The organism is Chryseobacterium sp. KACC 21268, from assembly GCA_028736075.1.
GTDB lineage: Bacteria > Bacteroidota > Bacteroidia > Flavobacteriales > Weeksellaceae > Epilithonimonas.
This window is the reverse complement of the sequence record CP117875.1, coordinates 3,207,978-3,225,588: the sequence shown is the minus strand read 5'-3', so window position 1 is coordinate 3,225,588 and position 17,611 is coordinate 3,207,978. Positions and strand designations below refer to the sequence as shown.

The 17,611-nt window shown below is 38.2% G+C and carries 15 protein-coding genes; 9 read left to right on the top strand and 6 right to left on the bottom strand.

Annotated features, from left to right (window positions below; translation table 11 throughout):
• Window positions 1-61: 61 nt before the first annotated feature.
• The 5 genes from PQ459_14760 to PQ459_14740 all read left to right on the top strand — a co-directional run bounded on the left by PQ459_14760 (window position 62) and on the right by PQ459_14740 (window position 4,776).
• Window positions 62-1,204, top strand: coding sequence for an acyl-CoA dehydrogenase family protein (locus tag PQ459_14760; GenBank protein WDF46156.1), 1,143 nt, complete (start codon window positions 62-64; stop codon window positions 1,202-1,204).
• Between the two features lie 145 nt (window positions 1,205-1,349).
• Window positions 1,350-1,955: a helix-turn-helix domain-containing protein gene (locus PQ459_14755; protein ID WDF46155.1), complete on the top strand. Its 606-nt coding sequence runs from the start codon at window positions 1,350-1,352 to the stop codon at window positions 1,953-1,955.
• A gap of 87 nt (window positions 1,956-2,042) precedes the next feature.
• Entirely contained in the window at window positions 2,043-3,512 is a 1,470-nt protein-coding gene (locus PQ459_14750) for a class A beta-lactamase-related serine hydrolase (GenBank protein WDF46154.1), read from the top strand.
• Between the two features lie 142 nt (window positions 3,513-3,654).
• Complete coding sequence (locus PQ459_14745) at window positions 3,655-4,065, top strand: Rrf2 family transcriptional regulator (GenBank protein WDF46153.1); 411 nt, start codon at window positions 3,655-3,657, stop codon at window positions 4,063-4,065.
• Window positions 4,066-4,122: 57 nt separating this feature from the next.
• Window positions 4,123-4,776 (top strand): NAD(P)H-binding protein, encoded by a 654-nt coding sequence (locus tag PQ459_14740; GenBank protein ID WDF46152.1) that lies wholly within the window; start codon window positions 4,123-4,125, stop codon window positions 4,774-4,776.
• 111 nt (window positions 4,777-4,887) lie between these two features.
• On the opposite strand, the gene PQ459_14735 is transcribed toward PQ459_14740, so the two are convergent.
• Window positions 4,888-6,243: an alpha-amylase family glycosyl hydrolase gene (locus PQ459_14735; GenBank protein ID WDF46151.1), complete on the bottom strand. Its 1,356-nt coding sequence runs from the start codon at window positions 6,241-6,243 to the stop codon at window positions 4,888-4,890.
• A 225-nt stretch (window positions 6,244-6,468) separates the two neighbouring features.
• On the opposite strand from PQ459_14735, the gene PQ459_14730 reads away from it, so the two are divergent.
• Together PQ459_14730 and PQ459_14725 are read left to right on the top strand one after the other, a co-directional pair.
• Window positions 6,469-7,260, top strand: coding sequence for a glucose 1-dehydrogenase (locus PQ459_14730; GenBank protein WDF46150.1), 792 nt, complete (start codon window positions 6,469-6,471; stop codon window positions 7,258-7,260).
• A gap of 128 nt (window positions 7,261-7,388) precedes the next feature.
• Window positions 7,389-8,024, top strand: a complete 636-nt coding sequence (locus tag PQ459_14725) for a hypothetical protein (protein WDF46149.1) — start codon at window positions 7,389-7,391, stop codon at window positions 8,022-8,024.
• Between the two features lie 219 nt (window positions 8,025-8,243).
• On the opposite strand, the gene PQ459_14720 is transcribed toward PQ459_14725, so the two are convergent.
• The 4 genes from PQ459_14720 to PQ459_14705 all read right to left on the bottom strand — a co-directional run bounded on the left by PQ459_14720 (window position 8,244) and on the right by PQ459_14705 (window position 12,757).
• Window positions 8,244-9,851: an ice-binding family protein gene (locus PQ459_14720; protein ID WDF46148.1), complete on the bottom strand. Its 1,608-nt coding sequence runs from the start codon at window positions 9,849-9,851 to the stop codon at window positions 8,244-8,246.
• 393 nt (window positions 9,852-10,244) lie between these two features.
• Entirely contained in the window at window positions 10,245-10,829 is a 585-nt protein-coding gene (locus tag PQ459_14715; protein ID WDF46147.1) for a hypothetical protein, read from the bottom strand.
• 130 nt (window positions 10,830-10,959) lie between these two features.
• Window positions 10,960-12,030 carry an ATP-binding protein gene (locus tag PQ459_14710; protein WDF48733.1) on the bottom strand — a complete coding sequence of 357 codons (1,071 nt, stop codon included), beginning with the start codon at window positions 12,028-12,030 and terminating at the stop codon, window positions 10,960-10,962.
• A gap of 49 nt (window positions 12,031-12,079) precedes the next feature.
• A complete protein-coding gene (locus tag PQ459_14705) occupies window positions 12,080-12,757 on the bottom strand; it encodes a response regulator transcription factor (GenBank protein WDF46146.1) in 678 nt (225 codons plus the stop codon).
• Window positions 12,758-12,960: 203 nt separating this feature from the next.
• Here PQ459_14705 and PQ459_14700 point away from each other — a divergent pair, with 203 nt between their 5' ends.
• Both PQ459_14700 and PQ459_14695 read left to right on the top strand, forming a co-directional pair.
• A complete protein-coding gene (locus PQ459_14700) occupies window positions 12,961-14,631 on the top strand; it encodes a glutamine--tRNA ligase/YqeY domain fusion protein (protein WDF46145.1) in 1,671 nt (556 codons plus the stop codon).
• A gap of 115 nt (window positions 14,632-14,746) precedes the next feature.
• Entirely contained in the window at window positions 14,747-17,164 is a 2,418-nt protein-coding gene (locus tag PQ459_14695; protein ID WDF46144.1) for a DUF5916 domain-containing protein, read from the top strand.
• A gap of 160 nt (window positions 17,165-17,324) precedes the next feature.
• Here PQ459_14695 and PQ459_14690 read toward each other — a convergent pair whose 3' ends face one another.
• On the bottom strand, window positions 17,325-17,606 hold the full coding sequence (locus PQ459_14690; GenBank protein WDF46143.1) for a GNAT family N-acetyltransferase: 282 nt from the start codon (window positions 17,604-17,606) through the stop codon (window positions 17,325-17,327).
• Window positions 17,607-17,611: the final 5 nt, after the last annotated feature.

Sequence of the window (17,611 nt, the reverse complement as noted above, 5' to 3'; positions counted from 1 at the left end):
TTCCTTTGATTTTTTGTCAAAAAGTTTATATTTACGGACGAAAAATATAATAAAAAGACTTATGGATTTCAATCTTACAGAAGAGCAACAAATGATACAACAGGCCGCAAGGGACTTTGCTCACGCAGAACTTTTGCAAGGCGTCATCGAAAGAGATAACGAACAGAAATTTCCTTACGATGCCGTGAAAAAGATGGGCGAGATGGGATTTTTGGGGATGATGGTGGACCCGAAATATGGTGGTGCTGGTTTGGATAGCATTTCTTACGTTCTTGCAATGGAAGAGATTGCCAAGATTGATGCATCAGCGGCAGTGGTAATGTCGGTCAACAACTCTTTGGTGTGTGCAGGAATCGAGAAATTTGCCAGCGAAGAACAAAAAATGAAATATCTAGTACCGCTAGCAAGTGGTGAAGTAATTGGTGCCTTTGCATTATCCGAGCCAGAAGCAGGTTCTGATGCAACGTCGCAGTCAACAACTGCGGAAGACAAAGGTGATCACTATTTATTGAACGGAACCAAAAACTGGATCACCAATGGCGGAAACGCAACTTATTATGTTGTGATCGCACAAACTGATCCAGAGAAAAAACATAAAGGAATTAACGCTTTCATCGTAGAAAGAGGTTGGGAAGGTTTCCAGGTTGGAAAGAAAGAAGATAAGTTAGGAATCCGCGGAAGTGATACGCACTCTTTGATGTTCACAGATGTGAAAGTGCCTAAGGAAAATAGAATTGGCGAAGACGGTTTCGGATTTGCGTTTGCAATGGCGGTTCTTAATGGCGGTAGAATCGGGATTGCTTCTCAAGCTTTAGGAATTGCTGCCGGTGCTTACGAACTGTCCTTGAAATACGCTAAAGAAAGAAAATCTTTCGGTACAGAGATTATCAACCATCAGGCGATTGCTTTCAAACTGGCAGATATGCACGTGAATATTATGGCAGCTAGAATGTTGATCTACAAAGCAGCCGCTGAAAAAGATGAAGGAAAAGACATCTCAGAAAGTGGTGCGATGGCAAAATTGTACGCTTCTCAAGTGGCTATGGACACGACGATAGAAGCAGTTCAAATCCACGGCGGTTATGGTTATGTGAAAGAATATCACGTGGAAAGAATGATGCGAGATGCGAAGATCACTCAGATCTACGAAGGAACTTCCGAGATTCAGAAAATCGTGATCTCCAGAGCGATTTCTAAGAAATAAGGATTTCATAAAATTAAACTTTAAACCTTTCTATTTTTAGAGAGGTTTTTTTGTTGAGTTGAGATAAAAATTTCTGTGGCATTCTTCGAATTGCTAAATTTGTTTTTGAAATCATTTATCATTAATCAATTATCGATTATCATTAATGTCGGAACTAAAGAAAATACGGGAAGAAAAGAATCTAACGCAGGAAGAATTGGCGGAAAAGTCTGGGATTTCCGTACGAACTATTCAACGCATCGAAGCTGGAACAGAACCGAAAGGTTACACGCTGAGAACTTTGGCTTTAACACTTGATATTACTGAAAAAGATTTGTTGGCTCCAATTATTCAAACAGAAGAAATTAAGATTGAAGAACCTATTTTAATAAATGAATTTGAAACTGAGAAAAAAATTTCAACGGTAGAAGAATTTGAAATTTTCAATTCAACTGTGATCAAAATCATCAACCTTTCTTCACTTCCTTTTGCGTGGTTTCCGATTGCCAATTTTCTACCGCCTTTGTTGATTATGATTTTTACCAAAGAGAAATCCCAAATCTCCAAAGAAATCATTTCGATTCAAATATTTTTAGCCATTGTTTCGCCTATTATTTTTCTGATTGTTGCTTTCTTAAAACTCGGTTCTGCATCTGTAATGATGACGATGGTTGGCTTAACACTCACAAACGTTTTCATTATTTTGAGGAATGCTTACAAAATTGATAAGAGACAATGTCTTCGCTATAGACTGAATTTCAATATTATATAGATTTAACCGACGATTGTCGGGTTTTTGTCGGGTTCTTTTTTTGAATTTAATTTGTCAAATTCTGAATCTTTGTCAAAAATAATTTCAATGGCAACAAGGTTCTACTTTAGCATTTTCATTCTCTTCTTTTCTCTGGGAAATCTACAAGCTCAGATTGATAAAAATTCCCCATTATTTTTAGAACTCAAGAAACAAGACAGCCTGTTTTTCGAACGTGCTTTTAATAATTGCGACATCGCTTATTTAGAAAAAACGATTGACGAAAATCTGAAATTCTACCACGACAACGGCGGATTCCAAGACAAGAAATTGTTTATGGAACGAACGAAACAAAACATTTGCGGAAATCCAAACCAAAAGCCGATTCGCAAAGTGATTGAGAGCAGTTTAGAAGTTTTTCCGTTGTATAGTAATGGCGAATTGTACGGCGCGATTCAAACCGGAGAACATCAGTTTTTTATCCGTGAAAAAGGTAAAGAAGATGTTTTGGGCGGACAGGCAAAATTCACGTCTGTCTGGACGAAGAAAAACGGAAATTGGTTGATGAGTGACGTTTTAAGCTATGACCACGGCAATCCTAATCAAACAAAATTGACAGACAATCTAGAAAAATTAATCAAAGACAACCACATTCCAACTTTAGGTTTGGGCGTGATCGAAGACGGAAAATTGACTCAAGTAAAAGTTTACGGGAAATTAAATGATAAAACTTTAGTTTCCTATAATTCACTTTTCAATGTAGCGTCATTAACAAAACCTGTGACCGCAATGACGGTTTTACGTTTGGTAAGTCTCGGAAAATGGAGTCTGGATGAACCGCTTTACAAATATTTTACAGATCCAGATATCGCGAATGATCCTCGAAATAAAAAGTTGACCACAAGATTAGTTTTAAGTCATCAAACCGGTTTCCCCAATTGGCGTTCGATGAATAAGGACAACAAACTCAATTTTGAATTTGAACCCGGAACGAAATATCAATATTCTGGTGAAGGTTTTGAATATTTAAGGAAAGCGATTGAGAAAAAATTTAATAAAAACTTGGAACAATTAGCCAAAGAATATGTCTTTCAACCTTTGAATATGAATGAGACAAGTTACATTTGGAATGAAAAAAAAATGGCAGACAGAATCGTTATTGGTTACGACAAAAGCGGAAAACCTTACGATATTGTCAAAAATAAAACAGCCAGCTCAGCAGATGATTTGATGACATCGGTAGAAGATTATAGTAAATTTTTGATCGGCGTGATGAACAACGAATTGCTTTCCCCCGAAGTTTTCGAAGCGATGAAAACCAAACAAGTTGAAACCAAAAAGAACAAGTATTTCGGACTTGGTTTTGAGATCTATGATTTGGGAAACAACGAAATCGCACTTTCACACGGTGGTTCCGACAAAGGTGTCAACACGATTGCTTTTATTTTACCCAAAACCAAACAAGGTCTTGTGATTTTCACGAATGTTGATGATGGTTACAAAATTTACGAATCGATTCTTGATCAATATCTTGGGGAAAAAGGAAAGAAGATTGTTGAGATTGAAACTAAACAATAGTTAATTTTCTCTCGCTGATTAAGCTGATTGTAAAGATCTATAAATTAGTTTAGAAGAAGCTTAAATGAATAATTACAGTTAAGAAAAATTTAACTGTAATTATTTTTGTTACATTTAAAAATTGTTTTACATTTGCACTATTATGAGCAACACAAGATTTGCAACGGCAATCCATATTATGACCCTTCTTGCGAAAGATCCGCAGGAATGGCTGACATCTGATTGGTTGGCAGGAAGCATCAACGTGAATCCTGTGGTCATTCGTAAAGAATTGGGAAATCTGAAAAAATCTGGTCTGGTGGAAAGCCGACAAGGAAAAGATGGAGGCGTAAGGATTGCTAAAAATCCCGAAGAAGTCAACGTTGCGGAAATCTATGAAGCGATAAAAAATTCCGAAGTTCTTGGCAAAAAAAATCAAAATCCAAATCCACTTTGTAGCGTGGGGAAGGACATTAATAAAAATCTAAATCAATTATTTACTGAAACTGATGATTTGGTTTTTCAGTTTTTGGAGGGTAAGAAATTGTCAGATTTTACCCATCAATTCGATTAAAAAATTTTTATATAAAATGTAACAAATAATATTACAATTAGTTTAAATTTAAAAATTATGAGCAAACAAGTAGCAGTGATCGGAGCAACAGGCTTCGTGGGGAAACAAGTCGTAAACGAGTTGTCGAACAGAGGTTATGTGGTAAACGCCATCGCAAGAGACAGTTCAAAAGTGGAGGAGAAGGACAACGTGAGTGCCATCAGCGCGGACGTAAACAATGTGGAAGAATTGGCGAAAGTTCTGGAAGGGAATGATGCTGTGATCAATACTTTCAATCCGGGATGGACGAACCCAAATCTTTATGATGACTTTTTGAATGGTTCTAAAAACATTGAAAGTGCAGTTGAAAAATCAGGAGTGAAGAGATTTATCACAGTTGGTGGCGCTGGAAGTTTGTACATTGATGGAAATCAATTGGTGGATGGTCCAGATTTCCCTACAGACATCAAACCAGGTGCGACGGCAGCCAGAGATTATCTGAATGAAATTAAGAAAAACGAAACTTTGGATTGGACATTTTTCTCTCCAGCAATCGAAATGCATCAGGGAACAGCTGGCGTGAGAACGGGAACTTACAGAACGGCTTTGGAAAATCCAGTCTTCGATGCGGATGGAAGAAGTATTTTGTCCGTTGAAGATGTTGCCGTGGCTTTGGTGGATGAATTGGAGCAAAATAACTTTGTGAAACAGCGTTTTACAGCCGCTTATTAATATCTATATTATATCAAAAATAAACCCCTTCAGAGTTCAAAACTCTGAAGGGGTTTTCTGTTGAGATGAAAAGTCTTTCATCTATCAGTCTATTTTCTTCAAATCTACATCCTATTTCTCAAAAACCAAATAGCCATAAGCATTCAGGCTTACGTCAGAACCTTTGGTGAATTCAGCTTTGGATTTGGAGAAGACATTCTTGTAGCTTCCGATAGAATGGTCGTCCTCCAATTTGAAATTGACAGGATCTTTGCTCGTGTTGATCAAAACCAAAACTTCCCTGTCTTCATTTTTTCTTAGGTAAGCCAAGATTTTATCGTTCGCAGTGGTGTTTACCCAGAACGTCGTTACCGCTGGATCGCCACCTCGCAGTGCAGGATTTTCGGATTTTAGATTTAATAATATTTTATAAAAATCTTCCATCGCAAATTTTTCTGTCCACGGAATTGGATCTTTCTCAAAGAATTCCAGACGTTTGGTTTTCATCGGCAATTCCTGTCCGTTGTACAAAAGTGGAACGCCATTCCAAGTTGCTGAGAAAACGGCCAAAGCTGGTGCAAGATCTCCGTACTTTTCGTATTCGGTTCCGTTCCAAGAATTCTCGTCGTGATTGCTCGTAAACCAAGCTCTCATTGAATTGTCTCCAATTTTTGAATATTGCTCCAAAAGGTTTTTCAAATCTGAAAGTGGCAAATGTTTTTGATAGAAGTCTTTGGTCAGGTGCATCCATTTCCAACTGTAGCTTGCATCGAAAACCTTTCCATATTCGGGTGATTCCAACTCATCAAATTCTCCTAGGAAGAACATTGGTTTCAGTTTTTCCACTTCTGGTCTTGCTTGTTGCCAAAAGTCAACTTCTACCCAGCTTGCAAGATCGCAACGGAAACCGTCGATATTGGTTTCTTTCACCCAATATTTCATTGCCTCGATCATTTCCAGACGCATTTCTTTGTTGGTGAAGTCCAGCTCGATAATGTCATCCATTCCGCTGGCTTTGTGGAAACTTCCGTCTTCGTCCTTCAAATAATATTCTGGGTGCGATTTGGTCCAAACGTGATCCCAACCTGTGTGGTTTGCTACCCAATCTATTATCACTTTGAAACCCATTTCGTGAGCTTCGTCCACCAAATGTTTGAAGTTGTCCAAGGTTCCGAACTCAGGATTGATGGATGTGTAATCATAGGCCGCATATTGGCTTCCCAAAGTTCCTTTTTTGTTGAGTTGCGCAATGGGTGTGATTGGCATAAACCAAAGTGTCTTCACGCCCATTTTTTTGAGTCTTGGCAAGTGTTTTTCAAAAGCTTCGAAAGTGCCTTCCTGCGTATATTGTCTTACATTGACTTCATAGATATTCGTGGTTCGTTTCCAGTCTTGCGGTTGTTCCATAGTTGTATTTTCGGTAGGTTTCAATGTTTTGCACGATACTAATAATGCGGCGATTGCCGGGATAAGAATCAGTTTTTTCATTCTAAAATAATTTCTCTTGATTTTATGAATTCTTTTTGTCTATTCTGTAAATGTAATAAAAATAAAAAAGCCCGGGAAATTCGGCCTTGTTAATGTTTGATAAAAGTATTGCTTGGTATTTCTCAACTATATCATTAGAGTGAAATTTAGCAAAACTTTAAGATTTCTTAATAATAGATAGGTATCAATGTTGCATAATGAAGCAATGAAATAATATACAATATCATGTCAAATTTTAAAGGAAAAACAATTATAGTTACAGGTGCAGCAATGGGATTAGGCCTTGCTGCTGCAGAATCTCTCGCCTCCAAAGGTGCAGATCTTACATTGGTAGATTACAATTCTGAAGCATTGGAAAAAGCAAAGTCAGAACTGGAATCCAAATATCCAGAAAGTAAATTCTTAACTGTCAAAGCGGATGTGTCCGTAGAAGAACAGGTGAAAAATTATGTGGATGAAACGGTAAAGACATTCGGCAAAGTGGATGGACTTTACAATAATGCGGGAATCGAAGGTAAGCAGGCACCACTGGTAGATTACGATATCGAGGTCTTTAAAAAAGTTATTGATATCAATCTTTTAGGTGTTTATTACGGAATGAAGTACATCATCCCGGAACTTCAGAAAAATGGTGGTGGAAGGATTGTGAACGTCGCTTCAGTAGGAGGAATTCGCGGTGTGTCCAATCAAACGGCTTATGTCGCGACGAAACACGCTGTTGCCGGAATGACGAAAAATGCCGCTTTGGAATATGGTAAATATAATATCCTAACCAACGCTATTGCTCCAGGAGCGATTTTGACGCCGATGGTTGCAGAAGCTTTCAATCAAGTCAATCCACAAGACCCTAAAGCTGCCGAAGCAGAATATGCATCAAGAAACCCAACCAGAAAATTGGGTGATCCGAAAGATGTTGGAAATCTGGTTGCCTACCTATTAAGTGATGAGAACGGATATGTTTCCGGTCAGGTGATTGCAATAGACGGTGGCGAATCCAATATGTATGGGAATCCATAAGCATAATATTAAGTTTTAAGTTTAGTTTTAGTTAGTGAAAAATGTCTGCAGAAATGTGGGCGTTTTTCGTTTTCGGGATTGTTGCACATTTTTTGTTGGTAATCTTCAAAATTTAAAGAACTTACTCTATGAAAAATATTTTTTTACTTATCGGCCTTGTTTTAATTTTCAACTGTAAGAATGAAAAGGAAGACGCCTCTGTTTCTTCCGATGCCATCAGTACGAAAGTAAAATCGCATTCGCTCAGCTTGAGTAAGGATTTAAATTCGGTAAATGGAATAAGACAAGAATATCAATTGGTCAATTCTAAGTTGGTAGCGAAGGATTTGGATTCGGTAGGTTTTAAATATGAATGTGATGAGATTTCGGGTAATGTGGTTTATTACTCCGAAAACGGTACACTAAAAGTTGTGAAACATTTCCAGGCGGACAGTCATTTTTCATCGACTGAAAATTATTTTGTTATTGATGGAAAACCTTATTTTGTCTTTAAAGATGAAACTGTCTGGAGTTTCGATGGTGGAACGGCAGACAAGCCAGAGACGAAAGATGATGTGACTGAGCAGCGTTTCTATATTGTGAATGGTAAGTCAATTCAATGTTTGGAGAAAAAATATACTTTGAAATCCAAATCTGCCAACAATCCAAAATCTGAAAATGTTCCGAATAAGGAAATGAAAAATTGTTCTATTGCAGAATTACAAAAGCATTTTGATTTGCTAATGAAGAATAAGGATAGGAGAGATGCTGTAAAATGTCTTTAATCCGCAGCAATAATAAATTGTCTCAATATTAAATAATAAAAAGTCCTACCGATTGGCAGGACTTTTTTTGTTTAAGTTTAATTTTCGATGGTTTATAAATAGATTTACTTGTCATTACTTTTATTCGCTTTAGACCCGTAGTATAATATTAAAATAACACCAGTAACAAATAATCCAAATTCTCTACTCAGTATTTCTACTATCATATTAGGATTTATCCTATGGCTTGGAAATAATTTTACCAGTTTGTTGTTTACCATTTTTGGATTTCAGTTGGTAGAAGTATGTTCCTGCAGGAAGAGTCATTTGTAAAGCATTTGTCTTATCATTTAAAACTTTGCTCACCACTCTTGATCCTGCTGCATTGTAAATTGTCAGATTAGATCCTAAATTTGTATCATTTAAACTAACATTTAGAACTGAGGTAAATGGATTTGGATAAAACTTAGCATTTTGTTTGTCTAAATTTGAAGCGCCTACTGCCAATGTTCCTGTATTACATCCTGCGGTCATCACAGCAGTAATGCTTGCAGTTGCTACAGCGCCAGTTGTGGTAAGAACGCGGCCTTCTATATTTACGCCAGTATTCAAATTGATTGCACCGTTGTTGCCAATCAAAGTTCCTTTAAAGTTTGAGTAGTCGTTCAAACTGATTGCGCCATCCACTTTCCAAAAGACATTTTTTGCCTGAGCTCCGTTCTGTAAAATCACTGAAGCATAAGTGCTGGTTGATAAAGCACCAACTATTTTGATAACGAAAACTGCGTCTGCATTACCTTGGGCATTTAGAATTACATTTCCGTTCAGAACTGTAGCAGCATTTAGAAGGTAAGTATGCGGCGTCAAAACAAGATCGTTTCCGAAAGATGCAGGATAGAGTAGCTCAATATCTGTTGGTAATATATTAAGATAAGTATAAACAGTCCCAAGATCTGTGGCACAAGTCGCGGTTGACATATCAGGATTGGAATGGATGGTCCCTGTTACATTAAGTGCAGAAAAACCAGTTGTAAGACCAACATTGGATCCAATATCGCCCGTCACTAAAGAGACGCCAGAGTTGGTAACCGTTCCGCTTCCTGTAAAGATTGTATAGCACGCTACAGAGTTTAATGCAGGCTGCAATGGTCCAGTAAGAGTTACAGATCCACAGCCGATTGGTTTGGTAACTGTGACACCAGAAACTGAGATTGCCCCTGTTGTGGAAAGTGCACGACCTTCAAGTTTTACACCATCGTTAAGAACTATTGCTGCATTGTTTGCGACAATTGTCCCTTTCATTTCTGTATTGGTGGCAAGATTTACAAGTCCTTCAACTTTCCAGAAGACGTTACATGCAACAGCGCCATTTGTAAGAATCACCTTAGATCCTGAAGTAGAAGAAAATGCACCTTGAATCTGGATGATAAAAACAGAATTTGCACTACCGCCGCCATCTAACGTCAAAGTGTTGTCAAGCGTTGCACTTTGGCCGATTGAATAGGTACCGGCTGTAAGTGTTTGTCCATTCCCTAAAAGTGGTGCCGGGAAAAAATTAGGAGTCGCAGCGTTTAGCAGATTGTATGCGATTGTTAACGAAGCAGCAGCACTTTCTGCAGCGCCGTCGGAATCATGCATTACACCGTCTACATTCCCGAAGTTGGTGGCAGCGCCATTCGCAGTTCCTACATCTCCTGTAAGGTGAGAAAGCCCAGTGTTTGTTACAGCACCATTTTTCGAAAAAAGGGCGAAGTTGGAAGTGGTGCCAAGAGCAGGAGCCTGAGCGGTCATTAACGAGTTAAGACCCACGAAGGCAACAGAAGCTACCAATTTTAGATATTTTTTCATATTATTATATAATGAGTCAAAATTTAATTAATTCGACTTGTTTATATGTATTCTAAAATCGTACCGTAAATTATTTATTTTTATAATTAATATAATAATATTGTTTATTTGTTTAAATAATTAAATATATGTTGTTAAATTTTTGTAAATAGTTTAAAAATTATCTTATGTTTATTTTGAAATATTATTAATCATAATATTATATTATTTAATATTTAATAATTATTTTTAATGTATTGACAGTCAGGTTCTCTGTTGATAAAATGATTAAAGTGAGATAAGCCATTAAAGCCTAATTTTGAATTGTAAAAATGGTATAGATATTTAAAATTGGAATTTTAAACATAAAAAAACCCGAAAAACTCGGGCTTTTAATTTTTTCAGAAAAGATTCTTAATCTTCATCGTCTTCTTCGAAAACGTCGTTGTAGCCGTCTTCTTCCTCGTCATCGTTGAAGTCATCATCTTCGTCCTCAAAACTTGTCGCTTTGAACTCCGATTCGAAGTCTCCAAAATCATCGTCCAACAAAGGCATTACAGAATTTTTGCTTTTTCCGTTGGAAGAACCTGTTTTGCTAGGCGCTTTCAATGGAACATTTCCAAATCTGTAAACCGTGATCGGATAATTGACAGCAGGTTTCTCATCCACGATCTCCAATAGCTCGCAGAAAAATTCCCAAAGCTCTATGAATCCGTATTGGAATCTCATTTTCTCTCCAACTGCAGGGAAACCTTCTGGCAGGTAGATGTCGGACATTATTTCGCCGTCGCCGTCATCACTCATATCTTCCAAAGGAATTGCGCGGCCTTCATTCCATTCATCATCAGAAAAATAAAAAGAAGACAACTCTTCACCTGGTAAATTGAAGGCGCTCTTGATACCCAATTGCAGATTCCAAAGTGTCTGTTTACCTTTCACCTCGATGTCTCTGAAGATCGTATCCTTTGCGTCTAGAATTACTCTTATCTTATAAACCATTGTTGTTTTACTTTAACTTTATTAGCTTGATTAATGATGCAAATATAAAACAAATGAAATTCCATAAAAATTTCTAGTAAATTTTTTTTCAAAAAAGTTTTTTATAAATTCAGCGTTTTCAGGATCAAAATTATTCGATGAAATTAGCTTTCATTTTCTTCATTTTTTCAATCGAAGATTTGGCCAATTTGAACTTAAATTTAGTTCCGGAAAGATAGACACTTTCTACGGAGATCATTTGTTTATGAGCTTCCATAATGTGTTTTACAATCGCTAATCCAAGTCCTGATCCTCCTTCTTTCCTGTTTCTGCTGGATTCTACGCGGTAAAAACGCTCAAAGATCCTGGGAAGATTTTCCGGTTTGATTCCCATTCCGTTGTCTTCCACAGAGATGTGGATGCTTTTCATTCCTTCTCTTGTAGAAACGATGATCTGCGCCTCTTCGCGATTCGCATATTTCACGGCATTGGAGATCAGGTTGATCAAAACCTGCGAGATTCTCTGTTTATCCGCAAAAACAAATAGCTGAGATTGCGTGGTCTGCAACTGCATCGTCATAGATTGTCTTTCCGCTTCCATTTCCAAAAGATCAAAAACCTCCTGGATCAAATGGTTGATATCAAAAGTCGAGAACTTCAGTTCAATTTGTCCTGCCTCAAAACGGTTGATCATATCCAGGTCTTTCACGATGTTGAGAAGTCTTTCTACGGACTTGTCAATTCGTTCCAAATATTTGTCGCGCACGTTCAAATCTTCCACACCGCCATCACGCAATGTTTCGATGTAACCTTGAATGGAGAATAATGGCGTTTTCAGCTCGTGAGAAACGTTTCCGATATATTCTTTTCGGTAATCTTCCATTTCTTTCATCAGGTCCATCTCGGCATTTCGCTGATTCATCTCGTGCATCTTTTCGCCGAGTTCTTTGAAGCCAAGGTCCGTGTCGTAATCGTGGATGATGTCTTCCGGAAGGATATTCGTGATTCTTCTGATTTGATTTCTACTGTAAAAGCTAAACAGAAACTCCAGAACAAAATAATTGATGACAAACAAAAACCAAAGGGTAAAAATGAGGAAATAATTGAAATCCCGAGTTTTGTAGTAGATGTCGTCCGTATAAAACTCAAAGAGCAAGACAACGACGCCAACCACAGCCACCAATAAAAATGATGCTGCAACCGATATCCAATTGATCTTCACCGAATTTCTAAATCTCATTTCAAAAAAAAGATTTTCTTTTCAGAAAACCTTATACTACTAATTTATAACCAATTCCTTTGAGTGTCTGGATCGTGTTGATCCCAAGTTTCTCTCTCAATCTACGGATGTGTACATCGATTGTTCTTTCTCCTACAATCACATCGTTGCCCCAAACGCGTTCCAAGATCTCTTCTCTTTTGAATACCTTTTCTGTGTTGGAAGCTAAAAGGTAAAGCAGGTCAAATTCCTTTTTAGGGAGCAAAAACTCTTCTTTCGCTTTGGAAACTTTGAAGTTGTCTTTGTCGATGATGAGGTCGCCGATTTCGATGTAGTTGGAGTTCTCCTGAGAGTTGGCGCCTAGCTGTAATAAAGCAGCTACTTTGGAGATCAGAACTTTTGGTTTGATCAATTTGACAATGTAATCATTTGCTCCGGCTTGATAGCCAGCTAGTTGAGAAAATTCCTCGCTTCTTGCAGACAAGAATACAATCAATGTTTTTTGAAGTTCTTTGACCTTTCTAAGATCCTGGCAGGTCTCGATGCCGTCTTTTTCGGGCATCATAACGTCTAGTAGAATGAGATCCGGCAAAATCTCTTTTGCTTTTGCGATTCCTTCATTTCCGTTACCAGCAGTGAAAACCTGATAGCCTTCTTTTTCCAAATTATAAGAGATGATTTCCAAGATGTCCTGTTCATCATCAATTAAAAGGATTTTTTTACGATTCATTTCGATTTATTAATATGTCAAAATTAAAAAAAAATGAACTCTATATGACCAAATGTTTAAAGTTCACACAAATTTAACATTTAAAAGCTAATAAAGAGGGTTTACGGAGGCTTTTTTTATATTGAATATTGTTAAAATTTATAAAGGATATTCGTTTCCTTTTTTGAGGAAATTAAGTTAAATTTGCACCTCAGTTTCAGATTATGGAAGAAGAAAAAAAATCACTCAATTTTATCGAGCAAATTATAGAAGATGATTTGGAAAACGGCTTGGACGCAACACAATTGCGTTTCAGATTTCCGCCGGAACCAAACGGTTATCTTCACATTGGTCATACAAAAGCAATCTGCATCAACTTTGGTTTGGGGCAGAAATATAATGCGCCTGTCAATCTTCGTTTTGATGATACCAATCCGGCTAAAGAAGAGCAGGAATTCGTAGATTCTATAAAAGCAGACATCGATTGGCTGGGTTTCAAATATGATCAGGAACTTTACACGTCAGATTATTTCGACCAACTTTACAATTGGGCTGTAGAGCTCATCAAACAAGGTAAAGCTTATGTAGATGAGCAATCTTCGGAAGATATCACCGCTCAGAGAAAAACACCTTTTGAGGAAGGTGTAGAATCGCCTTTCAGAAACCGTCCGGTTGAGGAAAGCCTTGATCTGTTCGAGAGAATGAAGAATGGTGAATTCGATAAAGGTGCGATGAGCTTGCGTGCGAAAATCGATATGGCTTCTCCGAATATGAATATGCGTGACCCTGTGATGTACAGGATCCTAAAAGAACCGCACCACAGAACCGGCGAAAAGTGGAAGATCTATCCAATGTACGATTGGGCACACGGAGAATCCGATTATATCGAACAGATTTCGCATTCCCTTTGTTCATTAGAGTTTGAAAACCACCGTCCGTTGTACGAATGGTATTTGGATCAGGTTTATGATAACGAAAGTGTTGCGCCAAAACAGAGAGAATTTGCAAGGATGAACGTTTCTTATATGGTGACCTCCAAAAGGAAACTTCAAAGATTGGTTCAGGAAAATATCACAACAGGTTGGGATGATCCAAGAATGCCGACCATCTCTGGACTCAGAAGAAAAGGTTACACGCCGACGGCCATCAAAAATTTCATTGAAAAAGTGGGTGTTGCAAAACGTGAAAACTTGATCGATATCCAATTGTTGGAATTTTGTGTAAGAGAAGACCTGAACAAAGTGGCAACGCGTGTGATGGCGGTCGTAAATCCTGTGAAACTGATCATTGAAAATTATCCAGAAGATAAAGAAGAATGGTTGGAAACGGAAAACAATCCTGAAGACGAAAACGCTGGGACAAGACAAGTGCCTTTCTCCAGAGAGATCTACATCGAAAGAGAAGATTTCAAAGAAGAAGCGGATAAGAAATTCTTCCGTCTGAAATTGGATGGAGAAGTGCGCTTGAAAGCAGGGTACATCATCAAAGCAGAACGTGTTGAGAAAGATGCGAATGGCGAGATCACCACTATTTTTGCAACTTATGACGAAGATTCAAGGTCTGGAAGTGGGACTGAGGCGAGTCTTAGAAAAGTTAAAGGGACACTACATTGGGTTTCTGCAAAACACGCATTGCCAATCGAAATCAGAACTTACGAAAGATTGTTCACCACAGAACAGCCGGATGCTGAGAAAGATGTGGATTTCATCCAATTCATCAATCCACAATCGTTGAACGTAACGCACGGATTTGCTGAACCAAGCTTGAAAGATGCCACTTTGGACGACCATTTCCAGTTCCAAAGAATTGGTTATTATATGAAGGACAGAGATTCTTCTGATGAAACTTTGGTGTTCAACAGAACGGTGACTTTGAAAGATGGTTACAAACCGTAATTAATAAAATAATTTAAATTAATAAATTAAAAAATCAGGCTTTTGTCTGATTTTTTTTGTTTTGATGTAATAGAGTTGTTCTTTGTTTTGTCTAATCTCAAGAATAACCTTTACTATGAAAACTAAACTTGGCATTCTCGGACTGATTCTTTTTTTTGGACATATTTCTGCTCAAAAAGTAATCGCTTCAGACAGCATCGTCAGACGACAAATGAATGCTGTACGAACCGATAAATCCATCAAAATTGACGGCGTCATAGACGAAGAAGCTTGGGAAAATGCCTCCATCGCAGACAAATTCATCGAGTTCCAACCTGCAAATGGAAAACCGGAATCTGAGAATCAAAAAAGTGTAGTAAAAGTTTTATATGACAATACGGGAATTTACATTGCAGCGACACTTTATGACAATGAACCAGATAAAATCGCAAGACAACTCACAGAACGGGACGTCATCAACAATGATGATTTTTTCGGCGTTTTCATCAATGGTTATAATGACAAACAGCAGAGTTACGAATTCATAGTCACGGCGGCTGGCGTTCAGTTTGATGCCAAAGCGACCAATGATAATGGCGAAGATGATACCTGGAACGGAATCTGGTACAGCGCCGTGAAAATCACAGATAAAGGCTGGAATGTCGAAATGAAAATCCCTTATTTTGAATTAAGATTTCCAAAGGACAATGTTCAAAAATGGGGCGTCAACTTCTTCCGAAATATCCAGAGAGAACGCAAAAAACTCGCCTGGAATCACATCGATAATACAAAAGGAAGTTTCACTTTGTATGACGGAATCCTCAATGGAATCGAAAACGTAAAAACCCCGACCAGACTTTCTTTCACACCTTACTTTTCAACCTACGTCAACAATTTTGATGGCAAGACCGAGATGAATGTCAACGGCGGAATGGATTTGAAATATGGAATCAATGACGCTTTCACTTTTGATATGACTTTGGTCCCGGATTTTGGTCAGGCTAATTTTGATAATTCGATTCTCAATTTAACACCATTCGAACAACAATTTTCCGAGCAGCGTTCATTTTTTATGGAAGGCACGGAACTTTTCAGCAAAGGTGATATGTTCTATTCCAGAAGAGTAGGCGGCGAACCTTCCATTTATCCAACAATCGCAGAGAATGAAACCTTGACAGAATATCCGGGAAAAGTGAAATTGTTCAACGCTTTCAAAATTTCTGGGAGAACTAAGAAAGGTTTGGGAATCGGGATTTTCAATGGTGTGACCGAGAAAATGGAAGCGACCATTCAAAGCAATGAAACCGGAGTAACTAGAAAAGAAACGGTAGAACCTTGGACCAATTACAATGTTTTGGTTTTCGACCAGCGGTTTGGCGGCAATTCTTCCATCACTTTGGTCAATACAAGCACAATTAGAATGGGGAATTTCCGTGATGCCAACGCGACGGGATTGCTCTGGAATATTGCCAACAAAAAGAATACGTACAATTACTACGGAAACATCAAAGGCAGTTGGGTAAAAGAGGACGGAACTACTTTTGGAGCGAGAGGAAGCGCTGGGATTGGAAAATTTTCAGGAAATCACCGCTTCGAGGTCAATGCGAATTTGGTAGATAAAAATTGGGACATCAATGATTTGGGATTTTCGACGCTCACGAATTATGGAAACCACAACGCCTGGTACGGTTACAGAATCCTCCAGCCCAAAGGAAATCTTAACAATATGTATCTCAATTTCAATCTCAATTATTACCACAGATTGGAACCGTTCCTGAATCAAAAATTGGTTTTCAATCACAACAACTCATTCACCAACAAGAAGTTTCAAAGTTTTGGAGGCGGCGTAGAGTTCACGCCATATGGAGAAAAGGATATCTACGAACCAAGAACTTTCGGAAGATATCTCAACGTTCCGGGTTATTTTGACAGCTGGTTGTTCTTCGAAAGTGACAGCCGGAAAAAACTGCAGTACAATGTTTCAATCGATTATTATGCTTACGACCAGAAAGGCAGAAATCAGGTGATTCCGTCACTATATCTGCGTTACAGAGCGTCCGACAAACTGAATCTCATTTGGAAATTCAATCCGGTTTTTAGTAACAACGAAGTTGGTTTTGCAGGGAGAAATGCCGACCAGATTTATATGGGAAGACGTCAGCGAAATACCTATGAGAACTCCGTGACGGGACAATATACTTTCAACAACAAAATGGCGCTGTCATTGGCTTTCCGCCATTATTTTTCCGATGTCACTTACAAACAATTTTACAGTCTAAACAACGATGGAAGCCTGAACGGGAATACAGCCTACAATCCAAATCTTGCCGGAACCTACAACTCCTGGAACGTGGATTTGCGTTATTCGTGGTGGTTTGCGCCGGGCAGTCAGTTGACTTTGCTTTACAGAAATGCGACCAGCAATTATCTGGAAGTTTCCAGAATGCGATTCAAAAATAACTTCAACGAACTTTTTGATGCACCGATGATTAACAATCTTTCGCTTCGAGTGACCTATTTCCTGGATTACAACAGAGTTAAGAATTGGTTTTAGAATTTGGGTAGCTTTTCCGCCTTCCGTTCCCGCTTTTTTTGCCTTAGCTTTTCCAGCTGCAAAAAAGAGCTCCACTTAAGTCGGGCTGCAGATTCAACATAAAACCCATTTCACTTTACAGAAACGGGTTTTAGTATAAATCAAAACTTATCACTTATCATTAAAGCACATCTCTGATTTCTTCATTCTTTTTAAAAGTTGCAGTTGCGAAAGGACAAAGCGGAATGATTTTCAGATTGTTTTCTCTCGCAAATTCGACAGCTTTGTAGACCAATTCTTTACCAACACCTTTGCCATTGAACTCTGATTCGACTTCTGTATGGTCGATGATGAATTTCTCTGCGCCTGCCCAGGAGTAGGTCATCAGTCCGGCCTGTTTCCCATCCAGAAATGCTATGAATTCGCCTTTTGTCTCTTTGTTGTTTTGTTTTATTTCTAACATATGAT

Excerpts from the sequence above, each read along its gene's own strand:
- PQ459_14705 (WDF46146.1), bottom strand. The coding sequence starts at position 12,757 with ATGAATCGTAAAAAAATCCTTTTAATTGATGATGAACAGGACATCTTG.
- PQ459_14690 (WDF46143.1), bottom strand. The coding sequence starts at position 17,606 with ATGTTAGAAATAAAACAAAACAACAAAGAGACAAAAGGCGAATTCATA.
- PQ459_14715 (WDF46147.1), bottom strand. The coding sequence starts at position 10,829 with ATGGTTTATAAGATAAGAGTAATTCTAGACGCAAAGGATACGATCTTC.
- PQ459_14755 (WDF46155.1), top strand. The coding sequence starts at position 1,350 with ATGTCGGAACTAAAGAAAATACGGGAAGAAAAGAATCTAACGCAGGAA.
- PQ459_14740 (WDF46152.1), top strand. The coding sequence starts at position 4,123 with ATGAGCAAACAAGTAGCAGTGATCGGAGCAACAGGCTTCGTGGGGAAA.
- PQ459_14725 (WDF46149.1), top strand. The coding sequence starts at position 7,389 with ATGAAAAATATTTTTTTACTTATCGGCCTTGTTTTAATTTTCAACTGT.
- PQ459_14735 (WDF46151.1), bottom strand. The coding sequence starts at position 6,243 with ATGAAAAAACTGATTCTTATCCCGGCAATCGCCGCATTATTAGTATCG.
- PQ459_14700 (WDF46145.1), top strand. The coding sequence starts at position 12,961 with ATGGAAGAAGAAAAAAAATCACTCAATTTTATCGAGCAAATTATAGAA.
- PQ459_14750 (WDF46154.1), top strand. The coding sequence starts at position 2,043 with ATGGCAACAAGGTTCTACTTTAGCATTTTCATTCTCTTCTTTTCTCTG.
- PQ459_14695 (WDF46144.1), top strand. The coding sequence starts at position 14,747 with ATGAAAACTAAACTTGGCATTCTCGGACTGATTCTTTTTTTTGGACAT.
- PQ459_14730 (WDF46150.1), top strand. The coding sequence starts at position 6,469 with ATGTCAAATTTTAAAGGAAAAACAATTATAGTTACAGGTGCAGCAATG.
- PQ459_14760 (WDF46156.1), top strand. The coding sequence starts at position 62 with ATGGATTTCAATCTTACAGAAGAGCAACAAATGATACAACAGGCCGCA.
- PQ459_14720 (WDF46148.1), bottom strand. The coding sequence starts at position 9,851 with ATGAAAAAATATCTAAAATTGGTAGCTTCTGTTGCCTTCGTGGGTCTT.
- PQ459_14745 (WDF46153.1), top strand. The coding sequence starts at position 3,655 with ATGAGCAACACAAGATTTGCAACGGCAATCCATATTATGACCCTTCTT.